Annotated in this window: 18 protein-coding genes; 14 read left to right on the forward strand and 4 right to left on the reverse strand. The window is 53.6% G+C overall.

All coding sequences use genetic code 11. The features are described from left to right. The first annotated feature begins 34 nt into the window (after positions 1–34). Together ACOTX5_RS20010 and ACOTX5_RS20015 are read left to right on the forward strand one after the other, a co-directional pair. Positions 35–1,183, forward strand: a complete 1,149-nt coding sequence (locus ACOTX5_RS20010) for an MFS transporter (protein WP_003858254.1) — start codon at positions 35–37, stop codon at positions 1,181–1,183. 122 nt (positions 1,184–1,305) lie between these two features. Next, entirely contained in the window at positions 1,306–1,827 is a 522-nt protein-coding gene (locus ACOTX5_RS20015; RefSeq protein ID WP_017384833.1) for an anti-virulence regulator CigR family protein, read from the forward strand. Between the two features lie 36 nt (positions 1,828–1,863). Here the strand turns inward: ACOTX5_RS20015 and pflA are convergent, their stop codons facing one another. The 4 genes from pflA to ycaO all read right to left on the reverse strand — a co-directional run bounded on the left by pflA (position 1,864) and on the right by ycaO (position 8,164). Continuing rightward, positions 1,864–2,604: a pyruvate formate lyase 1-activating protein gene (gene pflA, locus ACOTX5_RS20020; protein WP_003858250.1), complete on the reverse strand. Its 741-nt coding sequence runs from the start codon at positions 2,602–2,604 to the stop codon at positions 1,864–1,866. A gap of 203 nt (positions 2,605–2,807) precedes the next feature. Further along, on the reverse strand, positions 2,808–5,090 hold the full coding sequence (gene pflB / locus ACOTX5_RS20025; protein ID WP_015570975.1) for a formate C-acetyltransferase: 2,283 nt from the start codon (positions 5,088–5,090) through the stop codon (positions 2,808–2,810). A gap of 51 nt (positions 5,091–5,141) precedes the next feature. Continuing rightward, complete coding sequence (focA, locus tag ACOTX5_RS20030; RefSeq protein ID WP_017384832.1) at positions 5,142–5,999, reverse strand: formate transporter FocA; 858 nt, start codon at positions 5,997–5,999, stop codon at positions 5,142–5,144. Between the two features lie 404 nt (positions 6,000–6,403). Further along, complete coding sequence (gene ycaO, locus ACOTX5_RS20035; RefSeq protein WP_045911689.1) at positions 6,404–8,164, reverse strand: 30S ribosomal protein S12 methylthiotransferase accessory factor YcaO; 1,761 nt, start codon at positions 8,162–8,164, stop codon at positions 6,404–6,406. A 127-nt stretch (positions 8,165–8,291) separates the two neighbouring features. Here ycaO and ACOTX5_RS20040 point away from each other — a divergent pair, with 127 nt between their 5' ends. The 12 genes from ACOTX5_RS20040 to kdsB all read left to right on the forward strand — a co-directional run bounded on the left by ACOTX5_RS20040 (position 8,292) and on the right by kdsB (position 22,179). Then, positions 8,292–8,984 (forward strand): DUF421 domain-containing protein, encoded by a 693-nt coding sequence (locus tag ACOTX5_RS20040; protein ID WP_017384830.1) that lies wholly within the window; start codon positions 8,292–8,294, stop codon positions 8,982–8,984. 162 nt (positions 8,985–9,146) lie between these two features. Beyond that, positions 9,147–10,235 carry a 3-phosphoserine/phosphohydroxythreonine transaminase gene (gene serC / locus ACOTX5_RS20045; protein ID WP_045911579.1) on the forward strand — a complete coding sequence of 363 codons (1,089 nt, stop codon included), beginning with the start codon at positions 9,147–9,149 and terminating at the stop codon, positions 10,233–10,235. A gap of 68 nt (positions 10,236–10,303) precedes the next feature. Beyond that, a complete protein-coding gene (gene aroA, locus ACOTX5_RS20050; protein ID WP_023296223.1) occupies positions 10,304–11,587 on the forward strand; it encodes a 3-phosphoshikimate 1-carboxyvinyltransferase in 1,284 nt (427 codons plus the stop codon). Positions 11,588–11,772: 185 nt separating this feature from the next. Next, positions 11,773–12,456, forward strand: coding sequence for a (d)CMP kinase (gene cmk / locus ACOTX5_RS20055; RefSeq protein WP_015570968.1), 684 nt, complete (start codon positions 11,773–11,775; stop codon positions 12,454–12,456). A gap of 111 nt (positions 12,457–12,567) precedes the next feature. After that, positions 12,568–14,241 carry a 30S ribosomal protein S1 gene (rpsA, locus tag ACOTX5_RS20060; protein ID WP_003858235.1) on the forward strand — a complete coding sequence of 558 codons (1,674 nt, stop codon included), beginning with the start codon at positions 12,568–12,570 and terminating at the stop codon, positions 14,239–14,241. Between the two features lie 170 nt (positions 14,242–14,411). Then, positions 14,412–14,699 carry an integration host factor subunit beta gene (ihfB, locus tag ACOTX5_RS20065; protein ID WP_003858233.1) on the forward strand — a complete coding sequence of 96 codons (288 nt, stop codon included), beginning with the start codon at positions 14,412–14,414 and terminating at the stop codon, positions 14,697–14,699. 212 nt (positions 14,700–14,911) lie between these two features. Next, complete coding sequence (locus ACOTX5_RS20070; protein ID WP_045329580.1) at positions 14,912–17,176, forward strand: ComEC family protein; 2,265 nt, start codon at positions 14,912–14,914, stop codon at positions 17,174–17,176. A gap of 36 nt (positions 17,177–17,212) precedes the next feature. After that, positions 17,213–18,961, forward strand: coding sequence for a lipid A ABC transporter ATP-binding protein/permease MsbA (msbA, locus tag ACOTX5_RS20075; protein WP_003858227.1), 1,749 nt, complete (start codon positions 17,213–17,215; stop codon positions 18,959–18,961). Beyond that, a complete protein-coding gene (gene lpxK, locus ACOTX5_RS20080) occupies positions 18,958–19,935 on the forward strand; it encodes a tetraacyldisaccharide 4'-kinase (protein WP_017693696.1) in 978 nt (325 codons plus the stop codon). The genes msbA and lpxK overlap by 4 nt, the downstream gene beginning before the upstream one ends. A 43-nt stretch (positions 19,936–19,978) precedes the next feature. Further along, positions 19,979–21,208 (forward strand): winged helix-turn-helix domain-containing protein, encoded by a 1,230-nt coding sequence (locus tag ACOTX5_RS20085; protein WP_032671220.1) that lies wholly within the window; start codon positions 19,979–19,981, stop codon positions 21,206–21,208. 45 nt (positions 21,209–21,253) lie between these two features. After that, entirely contained in the window at positions 21,254–21,436 is a 183-nt protein-coding gene (ycaR, locus tag ACOTX5_RS20090; protein WP_003858220.1) for a protein YcaR, read from the forward strand. Beyond that, on the forward strand, positions 21,433–22,179 hold the full coding sequence (gene kdsB, locus ACOTX5_RS20095) for a 3-deoxy-manno-octulosonate cytidylyltransferase (RefSeq protein ID WP_017693695.1): 747 nt from the start codon (positions 21,433–21,435) through the stop codon (positions 22,177–22,179). Before ycaR ends, kdsB begins: the two co-directional genes overlap by 4 nt. Positions 22,180–22,213 lie beyond the last annotated feature (34 nt).

Consider the following 22,213-nt stretch of genomic DNA (forward strand, 5'->3'; position numbering starts at 1 on the left):
CACGAAATCTGAACTTCCTCACGGTTTTTAATCCATGACCACCTATACCCGCCCGGTGCTTTTGTTGCTCTGTGGCCTGCTTTTGCTGACCCTGGCGATCGCGGTGTTAAACACACTCGTCCCGCTATGGCTCGCCCATGAAAACTTACCGACCTGGCAGGTGGGTATGGTTAGCTCGTCCTTTTTTACGGGCAATCTGCTGGGCACCTTATTAACGGGCAGCCTTATTAAGCGCTTTGGTTTTAACCGCAGTTATTATCTGGCGTCGCTGATCTTTGCCGTTGGCTGCGCCGGTCTAGGCCTCATGGTCGGCTTCTGGAGCTGGATGGTCTGGCGCTTTATTGCGGGCGTAGGCTGCGCCATGATCTGGGTGGTGGTTGAAAGTGCGCTGATGTGCAGCGGCACGTCCCGTAATCGCGGGCGTCTGCTGGCGGCCTATATGATGGTTTACTACGTCGGTACCGTGCTGGGACAACTGATGGTCAGCAAACTGCCAACCGACCTGATGAGCGTGCTGCCGTGGGTGACGGGCATGGTGCTGGCGGCGATCCTGCCGCTGCTCTTTACCCGCATTGTGAATCAAAACAGCGAGCATCAGGAAGCTACCCACGTCTGGCCGATGCTGAGACTGCGCCAGGCGCGTCTGGGGGTTAACGGCTGCATTATTTCCGGGATTGTGCTGGGCTCGCTCTATGGCCTGATGCCGCTCTATCTTAACCATCAGGGCGTCAGTGATTCCGGGATCGGTTTCTGGATGGCGGTGATGGTCAGCGCGGGGATTGTCGGCCAGTGGCCGATTGGCCGCCTGGCGGACCGCTTTGGTCGTCTGCTGGTGCTGCGCGTCCAGGTTTTCGTGGTCATCATGGGCTGTCTCGCCATGCTCAGCAACGCCGCAATGGCGCCTGCGCTGTTCATTCTGGGAGCTGCGGGCTTTACGCTCTATCCGGTCGCGATGGCCTGGGCCTGTGAGAAAGTTGAGCATCACCAGCTGGTTGCAATGAACCAGGCTTTGTTGCTGAGTTACACCATCGGCAGTTTACTGGGGCCGACTTTTACCGCTATGCTCATGCAAAATTATTCTGACAATCTGCTGTTTATTATGATCGCCAGCGTGTCGTTTATTTATCTGTTAATGCTGCTGCGCAAAGTGGGCGAACATCCAACGCCAGTGGCCCATGCATGACTTATTAAAAGCCTGTCGATGACAGGCTTTTTTGTCCCTGTCACATATAAGACTTTTACTTATTGTGAGTTTTTACTGCCTGGCGATAATTCAAATGAGTTTACCACTAAAAGGCAGCAATCATGTCTACTCGTCGTTTTTCCACTACCGCACTTGCCGTAGTGTTGGCTTTAACGTTTGCAACGGCTCCGGCCATGGCTAATCCAGGAAACGGGAATGGCGGTGGTCACGGAAACGGTGGCGGACAAGGTAATAGCGGCAATCATGGTAACGGGAACGCTGGTAACCATGGTAATAAACACAATAACGGTCAGGATAACCCTGGGAAATCGGATAAGAGCTTTAAAAACAGCAAAGATGTCGGTAATGATGTGGATGCTCGCGTGAGCTTCGATCATGCCCGCCATCTGGCACTGAATTACGGCTTAACGGGCTACGACTCTCTGCCTCCGGGAATTGCGAAAAACCTGGCGCGCGGTAAGCCACTGCCTCCGGGCATTGCGAAGAAAACCGTGCCAGCCGATATGCTGGGTCAGCTTCCTTCCTATCCGGGCTATGAATGGCGCGTGGTAGGTGACGACCTGGTCTTAATTGCGCTGAGTACGGCGATTGTGACTTCCGTTATTAACGGCGTCTTTAAATAGAATATAAAAAGGCCCGGTTTTCACCGGGCCTTTTCGTTAATACATGACCTTGTGGCCATACTGCTCAAGAATACCTTTGACGCGCTCCATCGTCTCTTTTTTCGGCGGCTTCACGCCATCGAGTTTGTACTCTTCACCCATCGCCACCCATTTATGTTTACCCAGCTCGTGATAGGGCAGGAGTTCAATTTTCTCCACGTTACCCATATCCCGGGTAAATTCACCCAGACGATGTGCAGAGTCATCATCATCTGACCAGCCCGGCACCACCACGTAGCGGATCCAGGTCTTGACGCCTTTATTGGCAATGTATTTGGCAAATTCCAGCGTACGGTGGTTTGAAACGCCAACCAGATTCTGGTGGATCTCATCGTTCATCTGCTTGAGATCGAGCATCACCAGATCGGTCACTTCAAGCAGTTCATCAATAACCGGATCGTAACGGCGCACAAAGCCGTTGGTGTCGAGGCAGGTATGAATGCCTTCTTTGTGGCAGGCGCGGAACCAGTCGCGCACAAATTCAGCCTGAAGAATGGCTTCACCGCCGGATGCCGTCACGCCACCGCCGGACGCGTTCATGAAGTGGCGATAGGTCACCACCTCTTTCATCAGATCCTCAACGGTGACTTCTTTACCGCCATGGGTGTCCCAGGTGTCACGGTTATGGCAGTACAGGCAGCGCATCAGGCAGCCCTGGAAGAAAGTGATAAAGCGGATCCCCGGGCCATCGACGGTGCCACAGGATTCAAAGGAGTGAATGCGACCAATAATTGACATTGCGGTGATATCTCCGAATTTGGCCCATCCGGGGGCCTATGTAGATGCACAGCTCAAAGGCTATGTCGAGTCTGTTTTGGCTGTTATCCATTAAGTATAGATAGCGGACAAAAGAGACTGATGAAGCGAGGGTGTTAAAAAGGCCCCACTTGCGTGGAGCCTTTATTGTACGCTTTTTAACGCGTGATTTCAGTCAATTCCACTTACATGGACTGAGTGAAAGTACGGGTAATAACGTCCTGCTGCTGTTCTTTCGTCAGGGAGTTAAAACGCACTGCGTAACCAGATACGCGGATGGTCAGCTGAGGATATTTCTCAGGGTGTTCCATCGCGTCGAGCAGCATTTCACGGTTCATCACGTTCACGTTCAGGTGCTGACCACCTTCGATGGACGCTTCGTGGTGGAAGTAACCATCCATCAGACCCGCGAGGTTAGTTTTACGCACTTCGTCGTCTTTACCCAGCGCGTTTGGCACGATAGAGAAGGTGTAAGAGATACCATCTTTCGCGTAAGCAAACGGCAGTTTAGCAACGGAGGTCAGAGAGGCAACCGCACCTTTCTGGTCACGACCGTGCATTGGGTTAGCACCTGGGCCGAATGGCGCGCCAGCACGACGACCGTCTGGGGTGTTACCGGTTTTCTTACCATACACAACGTTAGAGGTGATGGTCAGAACAGACTGAGTCGGGATAGCGTTACGATAGGTAGTGAGTTTCTGAATTTTCTTCATGAAACGTTCTACCAGGTCAACCGCCATGTCATCAACGCGAGCGTCGTTGTTACCAAACTGCGGATATTCGCCTTCGATTTCGAAGTCGATAGCCAGACCATCTTCGTCACGAATTGGTTTAACTTTCGCATATTTGATTGCAGACAGGGAGTCAGCAGCAACGGACAGACCTGCGATACCACACGCCATGGTGCGAACGACGTCACGGTCGTGCAGCGCCATCAGAGAGGCTTCGTAGCTGTACTTGTCGTGCATGTAGTGGATAACGTTCAGCGCGGTCACGTACTGTTTAGCCAGCCAGTCCATGAAGTGGTCCATGCGCTCCATGACTTCGTCATAGTTCAGCACGTCGCCTTTGATCGGTTCAGACTTAGGACCAACCTGCATTTTCAGTTTTTCATCAACGCCGCCGTTGATTGCGTAAAGCATGGTTTTCGCCAGGTTTGCACGCGCACCGAAGAACTGCATTTGCTTACCAACAACCATTGGACTTACGCAGCAAGCGATAGCGTAGTCATCGTTGTTGAAGTCAGGACGCATCAGGTCATCGTTCTCGTATTGCAGAGAAGAGGTGTCGATGGACACTTTAGCGGCGAATTTCTTGAAGTTCAGAGGCAGTTTTTCAGACCACAGAACGGTGATGTTCGGCTCCGGAGAAGGACCCATGGTGTACAGGGTGTTCAGGAAGCGGAAGCTGTTTTTGGTTACCAGAGTACGGCCGTCTACGCCCATACCGCCGATAGATTCGGTTGCCCAGATTGGGTCACCAGAGAACAGCTCATCATATTCTGGGGTACGCAGGAAGCGAACCATACGCAGTTTCATGACCAGGTGGTCAATCATTTCCTGAGCGTCTTGTTCGGTGATTTTGCCTGCTTTCAGGTCACGTTCGATGTACGCATCCAGGAAGGTGGATACGCGGCCGAAGGACATTGCTGCACCGTTCTGAGACTTAACAGCGGCCAGGTAGCCGAAGTAGGTCCACTGGATAGCTTCCTGAGCGTTGGTTGCAGGACCAGAGATATCGCAGCCGTATTTAGCCGCCATCTCTTTGATCTGACCCAGCGCACGGTGCTGTTCAGCGATCTCTTCACGCAGACGGATAGTCGCTTCCAGGTTTACGCCGTTTTCCAGGTCAGACTGGAGAGAGACGAACTGTGCGTATTTGTCTTTCATCAGGAAGTCGATACCGTACAGCGCAACGCGACGGTAGTCACCGATGATACGGCCACGGCCATAGGCATCTGGCAGACCGGTCAGAACGCCAGATTTACGGCAGTTCAGAATGTCTTTGGTGTAAACATCGAATACGCCCTGGTTATGGGTTTTACGGTATTCGGTGAAGATTTTTTTCAGCATTGGGTCCAGCTCGCGGTTATACGCTTTGCAGGAACCTTCAACCATTTTGATACCACCGAACGGGATGATTGCGCGTTTCAGTGGTGCTTCAGTTTGCAGACCAACGATTTTCTCAAGGGCTTTGTTGATGTAGCCAGCATCGTGAGAAGTGATGGTAGAAGCAACGGAGGTGTCAAAATCAACTGGCGCGTGAGTGCGGTTTTCCAGTTTAACGCCTTCCATTACGCTGTCCCACAGCTTGGTGGTTGCGTCAGTCGCACCAGCCAGGAAGGATTCGTCACCTTCATACGGGGTATAGTTTTTCTGAATGAAGTCACGGACGTTGACTTCATTCTGCCAGTCACCTTTCGTAAAACCTTCCCAGGCTGTGGCTAACTTTTCATTAAGCTCGGACATGTAACACCTACCTTCTTAAGTGGATTTTTTATTTACTGCCTGAGACAACCATTAATGATGATCGCCGCCACGCAGGTAAATGACCCAGTATGTCAACCCAACTAACAGACCCCCACCGATAATGTTCCCGATAGTGACGGGGATCAGGTTATCAGTAATGAAGTTCATAATAGTCAGGTGTGAAAAACTTTCCGGGGTTGAACCTACAGCAGTCCAGAACTCCGGGCTTGCAAAGTTGCGGATAACAATACCCATCGGGATCATGAACATATTCGCAATACTGTGCTCAAAGCCGCTGGCAACAAACATCGCAACCGGCAGAACCATAATCATGGCTTTATCCATCAGGCTACGACCAGAGTAGCTCATCCAGACCGCCAGGCAGACCATCAGGTTTGCGAGGATGCCGAGAGCAACAGCTTCGATAAATGTATGGTGCATTTTGTGGTCGGCGGTTTGCAGGACGTTAAGCCCCCAGCCGCCGTTGGCGGTCATATACTCGCCAGAGAGCCACATCAACAGAACAAAGAGCAGACAGCCAATCAGGTTGCCAACGTAAACGTTGAGCCAGTTGCGCCCCAGTTGACCCCAGGTAATTCTTCCGCTGGCTTTTGCCACCACAATCAGCACCGTTGAGGTGAAGAGGTCGGCGCCGCAGATGACGCAGAGAATCAGGCCCAGTGAGAAGCAAATACCACCAATCAATTTCGCTATGCCGAAAGGCATCCCGGCAGTGCCGGTGGTGGCTGTGATATAGAAGACGAAAGCGATGGAGATGAACACCCCAGCCGTAATGGCCAGAAAGAACGTCGTCATCGGATGTTTCGTGGCTTTGTAGACACCCGCTTCTTCGGCAACTTTCGCCATCGCAGCGGGGAGTAATAGATCAAAAGGGTTGTCAGCTTTCACACTAACTCTCTCTTTATTAAGTCGGCGACGAGATACTAACAAAGCATTATAGAAGAGAAATTGATATAGATCATATCTCGCCTGGCTTATAGGCCCGCAGTGTGTATGGTTTTACAGCAAAAGCGGAGTAAGTATTTGATTATCCGTATAAAAATAAATTTTAAAAGTTATGAAAAGAGTTGAATTTTTTCCTTTAGCCTCCCGTGGAACAGTTAATTAAAATGGAGTATTTATTATAATTAGTAACAGTAAAGCTCAGGTAAGCGTTTTTATATTTACCCGTGGTTAACTTAATTATTACAATTAAACGTCATTGCGGAAAAATAAAAAAAGGGGCAATGAAATTGCCCCGTAATATAGCTCAGGCGATTGAATACGCCTACAGCCATTAATGTTATATGCGCTTATTTTGACCAGTAAGCGGCTTTTGCCTTCTGCAATTTTTCATACGCATTCAGCAGTGACTGATGCGCCGGGAAGGCTTTCAGATCGTTGTCAACCGCTTGCAGGCCGTAGAATGGTTCTTCACCGCTCAACGCCGCGCTGGCAGCTTCAACGGCATCCGCACCGTACATACGTACAAAGGCGTTCAGATACTGCAATGGCTCGCGGTCGTCTTCCTGAGAAAGCAGGAGCAGCGTTTGCAGGCAACGGTAATAGTTAGTGCGCTCGGCGGAGAAGACGGACTGGTTAAACTCCATCGTCCACTCGGTCCAGGCCAAAGCCTGATCCAGATCGCCGCCCGCCAGCGCCAGCATCGCTTTCAGCTCGCCGATGCGCAGGGTGTACCAGCCGTTATCTTTTCTGGTCGCCAGACCCAGCAGTTCGCGCACGCGGGTGAAATCATCGTGTCCTTCTTCGTCCAGCTGGGCGATCAGGTTCAGATAATCTTCTTTATCCCACTCGCTGCCTGGCAGGGCCAGCAGGGTTTCACGCAGATGTGCGCCCATGCTGTTGTTCGCCAGCCATAAATCTTCTGCCGGATAAATGTCCGACATACCTGGCACAATAATACGGCACGCGTAAACGCCGAGGTGTTCATAGTCGGCAATGTAGACTTCCTGATCTTCCGCGTTAAAGATCGCCATCAGGGTGGCGAACTCTTCTTCCGTCGTACCGGCAAAGCTCCAGTCCACGAACGGATAGTCCGCGTCCTGTTTGAACATATCCCAGGAGATCAAACCGCTGGAGTCGATGAAGTGTGTTTCGAGGTTGGTGTGCTCGGCGACTTCTTCGTCATCAAAGGTTGGCGGAGTAAAGACATCGAGATCTTTCAGGCTACGACCTTGCAGCAGTTCGGTTACGGTACGCTCCAGCGCCACGCCGAAGTCCGGGTGCGCGCCGAAGGAGGCGAAGCAGGTGCCATTTGCCGGGTTGAACAGTACCACGCAGATAACCGGATATTTGCCGCCCAGAGAGCCGTCATAAGCAAAGATTGGGAAACCTTCTGCTTCCAGTTTGGCGATGGATTCCACCACGCCCGGGTAGCGCGCCAGCACGTCAGCCGGGATCTCCGGCAGGCTGATGGATTCAGCAATAATGCGGTTTTTGATATGACGCTCGAAAACTTCAGACAATCCCTGCACGCGCGCTTCGTTGCGGGTATTACCGGCAGACATGCCGTTAGACACATACAGGTTGCCGACGATGTTCATCGGGATATAAACGGTCTGCTCGTCAGACTGACGGGTGAACGGCAGGGCGCAGATCCCACGATCCTCATTGCCGGATTGCAGGTCGATCAACATGCTGCCGGTCAGTTCGTTTTCCGGATCGTAGAACGCGCGCAGGCGGGCATCGAGAATGCCTTCCGGCAGTTCATCGTTTTCGGTCAGCGGGAACCATTTTTCGTTCGGATAGTGAACGAACGGACCGTTGGCAATAGTTTCGCCCAGCCAGAAGTCGGCGAAGAAGTAGTTGGTGGACAGACGCTCAAAATACTCACCCAGCGCAGAGGCCAGCGCCGCTTTTTTGGTCGCGCCTTTACCGTTGGTAAAGCACAGCGCACAGTCTTTGTCGCGAATATGCACGGACCAGACGTGAGGCACCGGATTCAGCCAGGAGGCTTCTTCGATATTAAAGCCCAGGTCGGTCAGTTTCTGCTGGAAGCGAGCGATGGAATCTTCCAGAGCGGCGTCTTTGCCGGGGATAAACGTTTGAGTCATGGCGTTCACTTTTATCGTACGTAAAGCGCGCAATGATACGGGTTTTGCGTGACGGGTGCTATCTCCGGCGAAAATAAATGGCTGGACTATGCTTATAAGCAGTAACCTACTGTTAAGGCATAAAAAAATGAAAGCTTTCGATCTCCAGCGGATGGCGTTTGATAAAGTCCCTCCTGAGTTTTTAGGCGAAGTAGCGCTGCGCAGCCTGTACACCTTTGTACTCGTTTTCCTGTTTCTGAAAATCACCGGACGTCGCGGCGTGCGGCAGATGTCGCTGTTTGAAGTGCTGATCATCCTGACGCTGGGGTCGGCGGCAGGGGACGTTGCCTTTTATGACGATGTGCCGATGGTGCCGGTCTTTATCGTCTTCGTGACGCTTGCACTGCTGTACCGGCTGGTCATGTGGCTGATGTCGAAAAGTGAGAAACTGGAAGATCTGCTCGAAGGGAAGCCGGTGGTGATTGTCGAAGATGGTCAACTGGCCTGGGAGAATGTGCAAAGCGCCAATATGACGGAGTTTGAGTTCTTTATGGAACTCCGTTTGAGCAGCGTTGAGCAACTGGGGCAGGTGCGTCTGGCGATTATGGAAACGAATGGTCAAATCAGCGTCTATTACTATTCCGACGATGAGGTGAAGCCCGGCCTGTGCATCCTGCCGGATATGCTCATCGAGCGATACAAAACTGTACCTGAAGCGGGCGAGTACGCCTGCATAAAATGTAGTCATGTCGTGGTTATGCAGGCGGGCGAACATCAATTATGCCCCCGCTGTACGAATCCAGAATGGACGAAGGTTAGCCGGGCTAAACGTAACACCTGACAGCGATTTTGTCGGTTTTGTGACAACGGTACGGCAGATTGTATTGTGTGACGAGGGGCACATTTCTTCGGCCATCAGTTTTAGACATTGCGGCGCGTGTCACTGAATGATAAAACCGATATCCACAGTTATAACTTATGGCTTTTAGCGTGGTGAGGGGAAATGGCTCAAGTCTTTAATTTCAGTTCAGGTCCGGCAATGTTACCGGCAGACGTGCTCAAACAGGCTCAACAGGAGCTGTGTGACTGGAACGGTCTGGGTACGTCGGTGATGGAAGTCAGCCACCGGGGTAAAGCGTTTATTCAGGTGGCGGAAGAAGCAGAAAAGGATTTTCGCGATCTGCTGAACATTCCCTCGAACTACAAAGTATTGTTCTGTCACGGCGGTGGACGCGGCCAGTTTGCGGGTATCCCGCTCAATCTACTGGGCGACAAAACCACCGCTGATTACGTTGATGCCGGCTACTGGGCGGCCAGTGCCGTAAAAGAAGCGCACAAATATTGCACGCCGAATGTCATCGATGCCAAAGTGACCGTTGACGGTCTGCGCGCCGTGAAGCCGATGATTGAGTGGCAGCTTTCTGACAACGCCGCGTATCTTCACTACTGCCCGAACGAAACCATCGACGGTATTGCCATTCACGAAGAGCCAGACTTTGGCGAAAATGTCATTGTGACGGCGGATCTCTCTTCAACCATTCTGTCCACCCCGCTGGATGTCAGCCGCTACGGCGTCATCTACGCGGGTGCCCAGAAAAACATCGGTCCTGCGGGTCTGACTATCGTTATTGTGCGTGAAGACCTGCTGGGGAAAGCCCATAAGTCTTGCCCGTCAATTCTGGATTACACCGTCCTGAACGACAACGATTCCATGTTCAACACCCCACCAACGTTTGCCTGGTATCTCTCCGGCCTGGTCTTCAAATGGCTGAAGCAAAAAGGCGGTGTGGCGCAGATGGATAAGATCAATCAGCAAAAGGCTGAACTGCTGTACGGCGTGATCGACAAGAGCGATTTCTACCGTAACGATGTCGCCAAAACTAACCGTTCGCGCATGAACGTGCCGTTCCAGCTGGCGGACAGCAACCTGGATAACGTGTTCCTGGAAGAGTCCTTCGCGGCGGGTCTGCATGCGCTGAAAGGCCACCGTGTGGTAGGCGGAATGCGCGCCTCTATCTATAACGCCATGCCGCTGGAGGGCGTTAAAGCCCTGACTGATTTCATGATCGACTTCGAACGTCGTCACGGTTAATTGGCTGTTTTTCACCCCCGCAGCGTTCCTGCGGGGTTTTTATTATGTTGAGTTGAGAGTTGAGTTTCATGGAATCCCTGACGTTACAACCTATCGCGCGGGTAGATGGCACCATTAATCTGCCTGGTTCAAAAAGTGTCTCGAACCGCGCTCTGCTGCTGGCAGCTCTGGCAAACGGCACCACCGTCCTCACTAATCTGCTGGACAGCGATGACGTGCGCCATATGCTCAATGCACTGAAAGCGTTGGGCGTTCAGTACGCGCTGTCTGACGATCGTACCCGTTGTGAAGTCACCGGTAACGGCGGCGCGTTACATTCTGCTGAAGCGCTGGAGCTTTTCCTGGGTAACGCCGGTACCGCGATGCGTCCTCTGGCCGCAGCGCTGTGTCTGGGGAGTAACGATATTGTGCTGACCGGTGAGCCGCGAATGAAAGAGCGTCCGATCGGCCATCTGGTGGATGCCCTGCGTCAGGGCGGCGCGCAGATTGATTATCTTGAGCAGGAAAATTACCCGCCCCTGCGTCTGCGCGGGGGATTCACTGGCGGCAATGTTGAGGTTGACGGTAGCGTTTCCAGCCAGTTCCTGACCGCGCTGCTGATGACCGCACCGCTGGCACCACAGGACACCGTCATCAACATTAAAGGCGACCTGGTTTCTAAGCCGTACATTGATATCACCCTGCACCTGATGAACACCTTTGGTGTTGAGGTGGAAAACCAGTCTTATCAGCTTTTCGTGGTGCGCGGAGCGCAGCAGTATCACTCCCCGGGCCACTACCTGGTTGAAGGCGATGCTTCATCCGCCTCCTATTTCCTTGCCGCAGGCGCGATTAAAGGCGGTACGGTTAAAGTGACGGGCATTGGCCGCAACAGCGTGCAGGGCGATATCCGTTTTGCTGACGTGCTGGAAAAAATGGGCGCGGTGGTGACCTGGGGCGATGACTTCATCTCCTGCACCCACGGTGAGCTGAACGCCATCGATATGGATATGAACCATATTCCGGATGCGGCGATGACCATTGCCACCGCTGCGCTGTTTGCGAAAGGCACCACCACGCTGCGAAACATTTACAACTGGCGTGTGAAAGAGACGGACCGCCTGTTCGCGATGGCAACCGAGCTGCGTAAAGTGGGGGCCGAGGTAGAAGAGGGCGAAGACTACATTCGCGTCACGCCGCCGGCAAAACTGCAATTTGCAGAAATTGGCACCTACAACGATCACCGCATGGCGATGTGTTTCTCGCTGGTGGCGTTGTCAGATACGCCAGTCACTATCCTTGATCCGAAGTGTACGGCAAAAACGTTCCCGGACTACTTCGAACAGCTGGCGCGCATTAGCACCCTGGCCTGATGATCGTATGCCGCATCACCTGATGCGGCATTTCCTTACGCTTTCTGACACTCATCCTCTTTCATTTCTTCTACACTCTGCTTCAATCATTCCGTAATTTGCACGCAAAGGTAACAGTTGCGCACGTTGGCGCGTATAATGCGCGGCGTTCATGTAAACGGTATGCCTTAATTAAGGAGAAAAAGATGACGGCAATTGCCCCGGTAATCACCATTGATGGGCCAAGTGGCGCAGGGAAAGGTACTCTGTGCAAAGCGATGGCGGAAGCATTGCAATGGCATCTTTTAGATTCGGGAGCAATCTATCGCGTGCTGGCGCTGGCTGCGCTGCATCATCATGTGGATGTTGCGTCTGAAGAAGCGCTGGTACCGTTGGCTGCGCATCTGGATGTGCGCTTTGTCTCGACCGATGGCAACCTTGAAGTGATCCTGGAAGGGGAAGATGTCAGCGGTGAAATCCGTACGCAAGAAGTGGCCAATGCGGCCTCTCAGGTGGCGGCTTTCCCACGCGTTCGTGAAGCGCTGTTACGTCGCCAGCGCGGTTTCCGTGAAGCGCCGGGGCTGATCGCCGACGGCCGCGACATGGGAACCGTGGTATTCCCCGATGCGCCAGTGAAAATTTTCCTTGACGCCTCTTCAGAAGAACGTGCTCAACGCCGCATGCTTCAGTTGCAGGAAAAGGGGTTTAGTGTTAACTTTGATCGCCTTTTATCCGAGATAAAAGAGCGCGATGACCGCGATCGTAACCGCGCCGTCGCACCACTTGTTCCCGCGCAAGACGCATTAGTGCTGGATTCAACCAGTTTAACTATTGAGCAAGTGATTGAAAAAGCGCTACAATATGCGCGCCAAAAACTGGCACTCGCGTAATCGCGACCGATTTAGCAGTACCCCCGCTGCAATGGATTGACGGCGGGTATGTGAAACAACCCCATCCGGCACGGAGCCAGGTGGACGTTAATATTAACCTGAAGATTAAACATGACTGAATCTTTTGCTCAACTGTTTGAAGAATCCTTAAAAGAAATCGAAACCCGTCCGGGTTCCATCGTTCGTGGCGTTGTTGTTGCTATCGACAAAGACGTTGTACTGGTTGACGCCGGTCTGAAATCTGAGTCTGCCATCCCGGCTGAGCAGTTCAAAAACGCCCAGGGCGAGCTGGAAATCCAGGTTGGTGACGAAGTTGACGTTGCTCTGGACGCAGTAGAAGACGGCTTCGGCGAAACCCTGCTGTCTCGTGAGAAAGCTAAACGTCACGAAGCATGGATCACGCTGGAAAAAGCTTACGAAGAAGCTGAAACTGTGGTCGGTGTTATCAACGGCAAAGTTAAAGGTGGCTTCACTGTTGAGCTGAATGGTATTCGTGCGTTCCTGCCAGGTTCTCTGGTAGACGTTCGTCCAGTCCGTGACACCCTGCACCTCGAAGGCAAAGAGCTTGAGTTCAAAGTAATCAAGCTGGACCAGAAGCGTAACAACGTTGTTGTTTCCCGTCGTGCCGTTATCGAATCCGAAAACAGCGCAGAACGCGATCAGCTGCTGGAAAACCTGCAGGAAGGCATGGAAGTCAAAGGTATCGTTAAGAACCTCACTGACTACGGCGCATTCGTTGACCTGGGCGGCGTTGATGGCCTGCTGCACATCACCGACATGGCGTGGAAACGCGTTAAGCACCCAAGCGAAATCGTGAACGTGGGCGACGAAATCACTGTTAAAGTGCTGAAGTTCGACCGCGAGCGTACTCGTGTATCCCTCGGCCTGAAACAGCTGGGCGAAGATCCATGGGTAGCTATCGCTAAGCGTTACCCAGAAGGTACTAAACTGACTGGTCGCGTTACCAACCTGACTGACTACGGCTGCTTCGTTGAAATCGAAGAAGGCGTTGAAGGTCTGGTGCACGTTTCCGAAATGGACTGGACCAACAAAAACATCCACCCATCCAAAGTTGTTAACGTTGGTGATGTAGTGGAAGTGATGGTTCTGGATATCGACGAAGAACGTCGTCGTATCTCCCTGGGCCTGAAGCAGTGCAAAAACAACCCATGGCAGCAGTTCGCGGAAACCCACAACAAGGGCGACCGTGTTGAAGGTAAAATCAAGTCTATCACTGACTTCGGTATCTTCATCGGCCTGGACGGCGGCATCGATGGCCTGGTTCACCTGTCTGACATCTCCTGGAACGTTGCAGGCGAAGAAGCAGTTCGTGAATACAAAAAAGGCGACGAAATCGCAGCAGTTGTTCTGCAAGTTGACGCAGAGCGTGAGCGTATCTCCCTGGGCGTTAAACAGCTCGCAGAAGATCCGTTCAACAACTGGGTTGCACTGAACAAGAAAGGCGCAATCGTAAACGGTAAAGTGACTGCTGTTGACGCTAAAGGCGCAACCGTAGAACTGGCTGACGGCGTTGAAGGTTACCTGCGCGCTTCCGAAGCTTCACGTGACCGCGTTGAAGATGCAACTCTGGTTCTGAGCGTTGGTGACGACGTTGAAGCTAAGTTCACCGGTGTTGACCGTAAGAACCGTGCAATCAGCCTGTCTGTTCGTGCTAAAGACGAAGCTGATGAGAAAGATGCAATCGCAACTGTGAACAAACAGGAAGATGCAAACTTCTCTAACAACGCAATGGCTGAAGCTTTCAAAGCAGCTAAAGGCGAGTAAGTTCAGGTTCGCACCATCATTTGAGCTGTAACGCATTTACAGCGCGAAGGATGGAGAGCAGACTTGACAGATTGCAGGATTCGTCCTGTAATCAATAACAAAGGGCGGCTACGGCCGCCCTTGTTTAATAAGCTGTTCAGCTAATGGGTTTGAAAGGAACCGGAGGAATCATGACCAAGTCAGAATTGATTGAAAGACTTGCCAGTCAGCAACCGCATATCCCTGCCAAGGCTGTGGAAGATGCCGTTAAAGAGATGCTGGAGCATATGGCTACCACTCTTGCCCAGGGCGAGCGCATTGAAATCCGCGGTTTCGGTAGTTTTTCTCTGCACTATCGTGCACCACGTACCGGGCGTAACCCGAAGACTGGCGATAAAGTGGAGCTGGAAGGAAAGTATGTTCCGCACTTTAAGCCGGGTAAAGAACTGCGCGATCGCGCCAATATTTACGGTAACTGAGTTTAATCATCAGGGTTAAACTGAGTTTAAAGAAAGCACCTTAGGGTGCTTTTTTTGTATCCCGCCCCTGCATTTCTGAATACGCGCCGCATTTTAATTTTCTCTTTGCTGTAAGCGCTTAAAAACGTTGCAGCGCCTGCTGTAAATCACGTCTTTCCTGTCTGACGACGCATCAGTCCCGCCGCATAATCGCCTGAAACATGGAGGTGAAGATGGGGATCCACGTTATCAGTATGTGCGCCATTCTGGCCATAATCCCGCTCTATTGGTTACCCGTTTTGCCAGATTTGCATCTTGTCTGGTTGCTGATTGCCGCAGGAATTGCGTTATCCGTACAGCAGAGAAAATGGCTCAGGTTTTCAGGACTCGCATTGCTTTTTATGTGCTGGGGGATCCTGGCCGCTCAGGAAAGCGTGTGGCCGATGAACTATTTAACGCAAGCACCGCAGCAGGCCGAGGTGGTCATTACCGCAACGGACGGCGCAACGATGCATCAGGGAAGAATTGTCAGCCTCAATGGAGAACGCGTGTGGGCTGCCATGGGCGTGGCGCTGTATGGCAACTATCTGCCGCAAAACGTCTGCGTGGGTCAACGCTGGGCAATGACCCTGCGGTTCAGGGCGGTACACGGAGAACTCAACGATGGCGGCTATGATTCACAGAAAAATGCCTTTGCCCGACACCAGACGCTGAGTGGACGGTTTACCCATGCGGCGCTCGTTGACGAAGGCTGTAGTCTGCGTGCGCAATACCTGACATCACTACAGAATACTCTTTCAGCATATCAGTGGGGACCCGTGATCCTGGGGCTGGGGATGGGGGAGCGGCTGTCGGTCTCGCGGGAGATAAAAAACCTGATGCGTGATACCGGAACGATGCATCTGATGGCAATCTCGGGATTACATATTGCGCTGGCCGCTTCTGTCATCTGGTTTCTGGCGCGGGGCATTCAGTTCTTCCTGCCGGGCCGCTGGATTATCTGGCAAATCCCCTTGCTGGCAGGGCTGATTTTTGCCGCGTTTTACGCATGGCTAACGGGCTTGCAGCCGCCCGCGCTGCGCACGGTTATCGCGCTTGTGGTACTGGCTGCATTAAAAATGAGTGGTCGCCAGTGGTCGCCCTGGCAGGTATGGCTTACCTGCGTGGCGGCGATCCTGATTTTCGACCCACTGGCGGTACTGTCACAAAGCCTGGCGTTGTCAGCGTTTGCGGTCGCCGCGCTTATTTTTTGGTATCAGTGGTTGCCTCTCCCGCACTGGCAACGTGGCCGGTGCCTGCGGCCGCTGGCGACGCTAGTGTATTTGCAGGTTGGAATGCTGCTGCTTCTGTTGCCGCTTCAGGTCCTGATTTTCCATGGTTTCAGCCTCTCCTCGCTGGTGGCGAACCTGTTTGCCGTTCCTCTGGTCACGTTTATCTCAGTTCCGCTGATCCTGCTCGGCATGTTTCTGCATCTGTTTCCGGTCGCTGCGCTGGAAAGTATTGTCTGGCTGGCTACTGATAAATCTCTGGCAGGGCTTTTCTGGCTATTGATGCGTTTACCGAATGGCTGGCAGGACGTTGATGAACGCTGGCAATACCTGACGTTACTGCCGTGGCTGCTGGTCATTGGCTGGCGATTCAGGGCCTTCAGCGCAGCACCCGCAGTCTGTCTGGCAGGCAGCGTGGTGCTGGCCTTTCCCCTCTGGCACAGGGTTAAAACAGACAGCTGGTCCCTGCATATGCTGGATGTAGGGCAGGGGCTGGCGATGGTCATTGAGCGTCACGGGAAGGCCATTCTGTATGACACCGGGCTGGCATGGCCCGGTGGGGACAGTGCGCAGCAGCTGATTATCCCCTGGCTACGCTGGCATCATCTGAAACCGGAAGGGGCGATCCTGAGCCATGAACATCTCGACCACGCGGGGGGACTGGCATCGCTAAAAGCTGCCTGGCCCGCAATGTGGATCAGGAGCCCCTTATCCTGGTCCGGACATCTTCCGTGCTTTCGAGGACAGCGATGGCAGTGGCAGGGTTTAACGTTCTCCGTGCACTGGCCACCCGAAAACACCTCGGCGAAAGGTAACAATCGCTCCTGCGTGGTAAAAATCGATGACGGCGAACAGAGCGTTTTACTGACCGGAGACATTGAAGCGCAGGCAGAACTGGCAATGCTAAGCCACCGCTGGCGTCAGCTTGCGTCTACACTGATTCAGGTGCCGCATCATGGAAGTAACACGTCATCTTCAACACCGTTGCTACAGCGCGTGGAGGGGCAGGTTTCGCTGGCCTCAATGGCCCGCTATAACGCGTGGCGTTTCCCTTCCATTAAAGTGGTCCGGCGCTATCGAACGGAGGGGTATCTCTGGCTTGATACCCCGCACTCCGGGCAGATATCTGTGACCTTTTCGCACCATAGTCGGCAAATTCGTCGCTTACGCGAACACTATTTACCGCGTTGGTATCATCAGTGGTTTGGCGCGCCCGTAGATAACGGGTAGAATATGCGGCTATTTCAACAAATGCTGGTTTTTTGAATGCATAACGACAAAGATCTCTCCACGTGGCAAACGTTCCGCCGGCTCTGGCCGATGATTGCTCCTTTCAAAGCAGGCTTGATCGTGGCGGGCGTAGCGTTAATCCTCAACGCAGCCAGCGATACGTTTATGTTATCGCTTCTCAAACCGTTACTGGATGACGGTTTCGGTAAAACGGATCGTTCAGTGCTGCTATGGATGCCGCTGGTGGTTATTGGGCTGATGATCTTACGCGGAATCTCCAGCTATGTATCCAGCTACTGCATCTCCTGGGTATCCGGTAAAGTGGTGATGACCATGCGCCGTCGATTATTCAGTCATATGATGGGGATGCCGGTCTCATTCTTTGACAAACAGTCAACCGGCACCCTGCTGTCGCGTATTACCTACGATTCAGAGCAGGTGGCGTCGTCCTCTTCCAGCGCACTGATTACCGTTGTGCGTGAAGGCGCATCCATCATCGGCCTGTTCGCGATGATGTTCTATTACAGCTGGCAACTGTCGCTGATCCTTATTGTGCTGGCGCCGATTGTCTCCATCGCGATCCGCGTGGTATCAAAGCGTTTTCGCAACATCAGTAAAAATATGCAGAATACGATGGGGCAGGTGACTACCAGCGCCGAGCAGATGCTGAAAGGCCATAAGGAAGTGTTGATTTTCGGCGGTCAGGAAGTCGAAACCAAACGCTTTGACAAGGTCAGCAACAGAATGCGCCTGCAAGGAATGAAAATGGTATCGGCCTCGTCGATTTCCGATCCGATCATTCAGCTGATTGCCTCTCTGGCCCTGGCCTTCGTCCTGTATGCCGCCAGTTTCCCGAGCGTCATGGAAACCCTGACTGCGGGTACCATTACGGTGGTGTTCTCATCCATGATTGCGCTGATGCGTCCGCTGAAATCGCTGACTAACGTCAACGCCCAGTTCCAGCGCGGGATGGCAGCCTGTCAGACGCTGTTCAGCATCCTCGATTCCGAACAGGAAAAAGATGAAGGTACACGCGTGATCGAGCGCGCTAAAGGCGACCTGGAATTCCGTAACGTCACCTTTACCTATCCAGGCCGCGAAGTGCCGGCGCTGCGTGATATCAGCCTGTCCATCCCGGCGGGTAAAACCGTTGCGCTGGTCGGTCGTTCCGGTTCGGGCAAGTCGACCATTGCCAGCCTGATTACCCGTTTCTACGATATCGACCAGGGCGAGATCCTGCTTGATGGTCACGACCTGCGGGAATATACCCTCCAGTCGCTGCGTAACCAGGTCGCGCTGGTCTCGCAGAACGTGCATCTGTTCAACGATACAGTGGCGAACAACATTGCGTATGCCCGTACCGAAGAGTACAGCCGTGAAGAGATTGAGAATGCGGCGCGTATGGCCTATGCGATGGACTTCATTAACAAAATGGATAACGGTCTGGATACGATCATTGGCGAAAACGGGGTGCTGCTCTCAGGTGGTCAGCGTCAGCGTATCGCGATTGCCCGTGCGCTGCTGCGCAACAGCCCGATTCTGATCCTCGATGAAGCAACGTCCGCACTGGATACGGAATCTGAACGCGCTATCCAGTCGGCTCTGGATGAATTACAGAAAAACCGTACCTCGCTGGTTATTGCGCACCGTCTGTCGACCATCGAACAGGCTGACGAAATCGTGGTGGTGGAAGATGGCGTGATCGTTGAACGCGGCAGCCATGCGGACCTGCTGGAACAGCGTGGTGTTTACGCGCAGCTTCATAAAATGCAGTTCGGTCAATGATTGCACGCATCTGGTCGGGGGAATCCCCTCTGTGGGTGCTGCTTCTCCCGCTCTCCTGGCTGTATGGCCTGGTGAGCGGTGCTATTCGTCTGCTTTATCGCCTCGGGATCAAGCGCGCCTGGCGCGCACCGGTACCGGTGGTGGTGGTCGGCAACCTGACGGCGGGTGGAAACGGCAAAACCCCGGTGGTGATCTGGCTGGTAGAACAGCTCCAGAGGCGCGGTATCCGCCCGGGAGTTGTCTCACGCGGTTACGGTGGTAAAGCGGCGCAGTATCCACTGGTGCTGAGCCCAGCTACGACAACCGCTGAAGCCGGCGATGAGCCGGTACTGATTTACCAGCGTACAGGCGCGCCGGTTGCGGTATCGCCGGTGCGCAGTGATGCCGTAAAGGCACTGCTTGCGGAGCATGACGTACAAATCGTTATTACCGATGATGGTTTGCAGCATTACGCGCTGGCGCGTGACAAAGAGATCGTGGTCATTGACGGCGTGCGGCGTTTTGGCAACGGCTGGTGGCTGCCAGCCGGTCCAATGCGTGAGCGTGCGTCGCGCCTGAAGAGCGTCGATGCTGTGATTGTAAACGGTGGTGAAGCCAGAGCGGGCGAAATCCCGATGCATCTTCGTCCCGGACAGGCCGTGAATATGTTGACCGGCGTGCGTAAAGACGTCGCGCAACTGGAACATCTGGTTGCGATGGCCGGTATAGGTCATCCGCCGCGTTTCTTCGCAACGCTGGAGCAGTGCGGCGCAAAGCTTGATAAACGGGTGCCGCTCGCCGATCACCAGGCGTTAGTTGCCGAAGAGGTTGAAAGGCTGGCAACGCCGGGACAGACGCTGATCATGACGGAAAAAGACGCGGTAAAATGCCGGGCCTTTGCGAAAGAAAACTGGTGGTATCTGCCGGTTGACGCTGAACTCAGCGGCGAACAGCCGGAACATTTGCTCAAGGAACTGCTCGCGTTAGTGCAGTAACTTCTACGCGGTTCCGGTGGCGCTTTGACTGACAGGAAAACGCATGTCTCTACCGCAACTCTCACTTGCAGCCGCACGAAACTTGCATCTTGCCGCCCAGGGGCTTCTGAAAAAGCCCCGTCGCCGCGCGCAGCCAGCGGATATCCTCTCTACCGTGCAACGCATGTCGTTGCTGCAAATCGACACCATTAACATCGTGGCGCGTAGCCCGTATCTGGTCCTGTTTAGCCGCCTGGGAAACTATCCTCCGCAGTGGCTGGATAATGCGCTAAGTCAGGGCGAACTGATGGAATACTGGGCGCACGAAGCCTGTTTTCTCCCGCGCAGCGATTTTGCACTGGTGCGTCACCGCATGCTCGCCCCGGACAAAATGGGCTGGAAATACCGTCAGGAGTGGATGGTGGAACACGCGGATGAAATAGAGCAACTGATTGCCCATATTCAGGAAAACGGGCCGGTACGCTCCGCGGATTTTGAACACCCGCGAAAAGGCGCAAGCGGATGGTGGGAGTGGAAACCGCACAAACGCCATCTTGAAGGGCTGTTTACGTCGGGCAAAGTGATGGTGGTCGAGCGTCGCAACTTTCAGCGCGTCTATGACCTCACACACCGCGTTATGCCTCACTGGGACGATACGCGTGACCTGCTGTCTCAGGACGCTGCCGAAGCCATCATGCTCGGGAATAGCGCCCGCAGCCTTGGCATCTTCCGTCCACAGTGGCTGGCGGATTATTATCGTCTGCGTCAGCCGCAGCTAAAACCACTGCTGGAATCGTGGCAGCGCGAACAGCGCGTCATGCCGGTCTCGGTAGAGTCGTTAGGTGAAATGTGGTTGCATGCGGATTTGTTCCCTCTGCTGGCGCAGGCGCAGGAGGGCAAACTCCAGGCGACCCACAGTGCCGTGCTGTCGCCGTTCGACCCCGTTGTCTGGGACAGAAAGCGGGCCGGGCAGTTGTTTAATTTCAGCTACCGTCTGGAATGCTACACTCCGGCGCCCAGGCGGCAGTATGGTTATTTTGTTTTGCCGCTGCTGCACAAAGGCCAGCTAGTCGGGCGCATGGACGCTAAAATGCACCGTAAAACCGGCATGCTTGAAATTATCGCGCTCTGGCTTGAAGAGGGCATAAAGGTGACGGCTGGCCTGGAAAAAGGGTTAACGACTGCGCTCAGTGAATTTGCCCGCTGGCAGGGGGCGCATGAAATTGTACTCGGTCGCGTGCCTGCGGGGCTGTTTACGACCTGTCGAGGTGGCTGGGAAACAGGCACTCCCTGAAAAGGGAATGTGATAAGCTTTAGCGATTACCCATACGGAGGAACTATGGATCACCGTTTACTTGAAATTATTGCCTGCCCGGTGTGCAACGGCAAACTGTATTACAGCCAGGATAAACAAGAGCTGATTTGCAAACTGGACAGCCTGGCGTTCCCGCTGCGTGACGGTATTCCGGTCCTGCTGGAAAATGAAGCCCGTTCCCTGGTGGCAGAAGAGATCAAACCATGAGTTTTGTTGTCATTATCCCTGCGCGTTATGCTTCAACGCGCCTGCCAGGTAAACCGCTGGTGGATATCAATGGCAAACCGATGATTGTGCATGTCCTTGAACGGGCACGCGAATCGGGCGCCGGACGCGTCATCGTCGCCACCGATCACCCGGATGTTGCGCGCGCGGTTGAGGCCGCGGGTGGGGAAGTGTGCATGACCCGTGCCGATCATCAGTCAGGCACCGAGCGCCTGGCGGAAGTCGTCGAAAAATGCGGTTTCAGCGACGAGACGGTGATTGTGAACGTGCAGGGCGATGAGCCGATGATCCCGGCGGCGATTATCCGTCAGGTGGCCGACAACCTGGCTCAGCGTCAGGTCGGGATGGCGACCCTCGCGGTGCCGATTCACCACGCTGAAGAGGCGTTCAATCCGAATGCGGTGAAAGTGGTCATGGACGCAGAGGGCTACGCGCTCTATTTCTCCCGCGCCACCATTCCGTGGGATCGCGATCGTTTCGCGCAATCGAAAGAGACAATCGGCGAAACCTTCCTGCGCCACATCGGTATTTACGGCTACCGCGCCGGCTTTATTCGTCGCTACGTCGTCTGGGCACCAAGCCCGCTGGAGCATATTGAAATGCTCGAACAGCTTCGCGTGCTGTGGTACGGCGAGAAAATTCACGTTGCGGTTGCCCAGGAAATCCCAGGCACCGGCGTGGATACCCCTGAAGATCTCGAGCGCGTACGCGTCGAAATGCGTTAATTCGCTGGCATCCCCTCGTCTGGGGGGATGCTCT

The sequence above is a fragment of the Enterobacter cloacae complex sp. IR5441 genome, from assembly GCF_049238215.1.
Classification (GTDB): Bacteria; Pseudomonadota; Gammaproteobacteria; order Enterobacterales; family Enterobacteriaceae; genus Enterobacter; species Enterobacter hormaechei_C.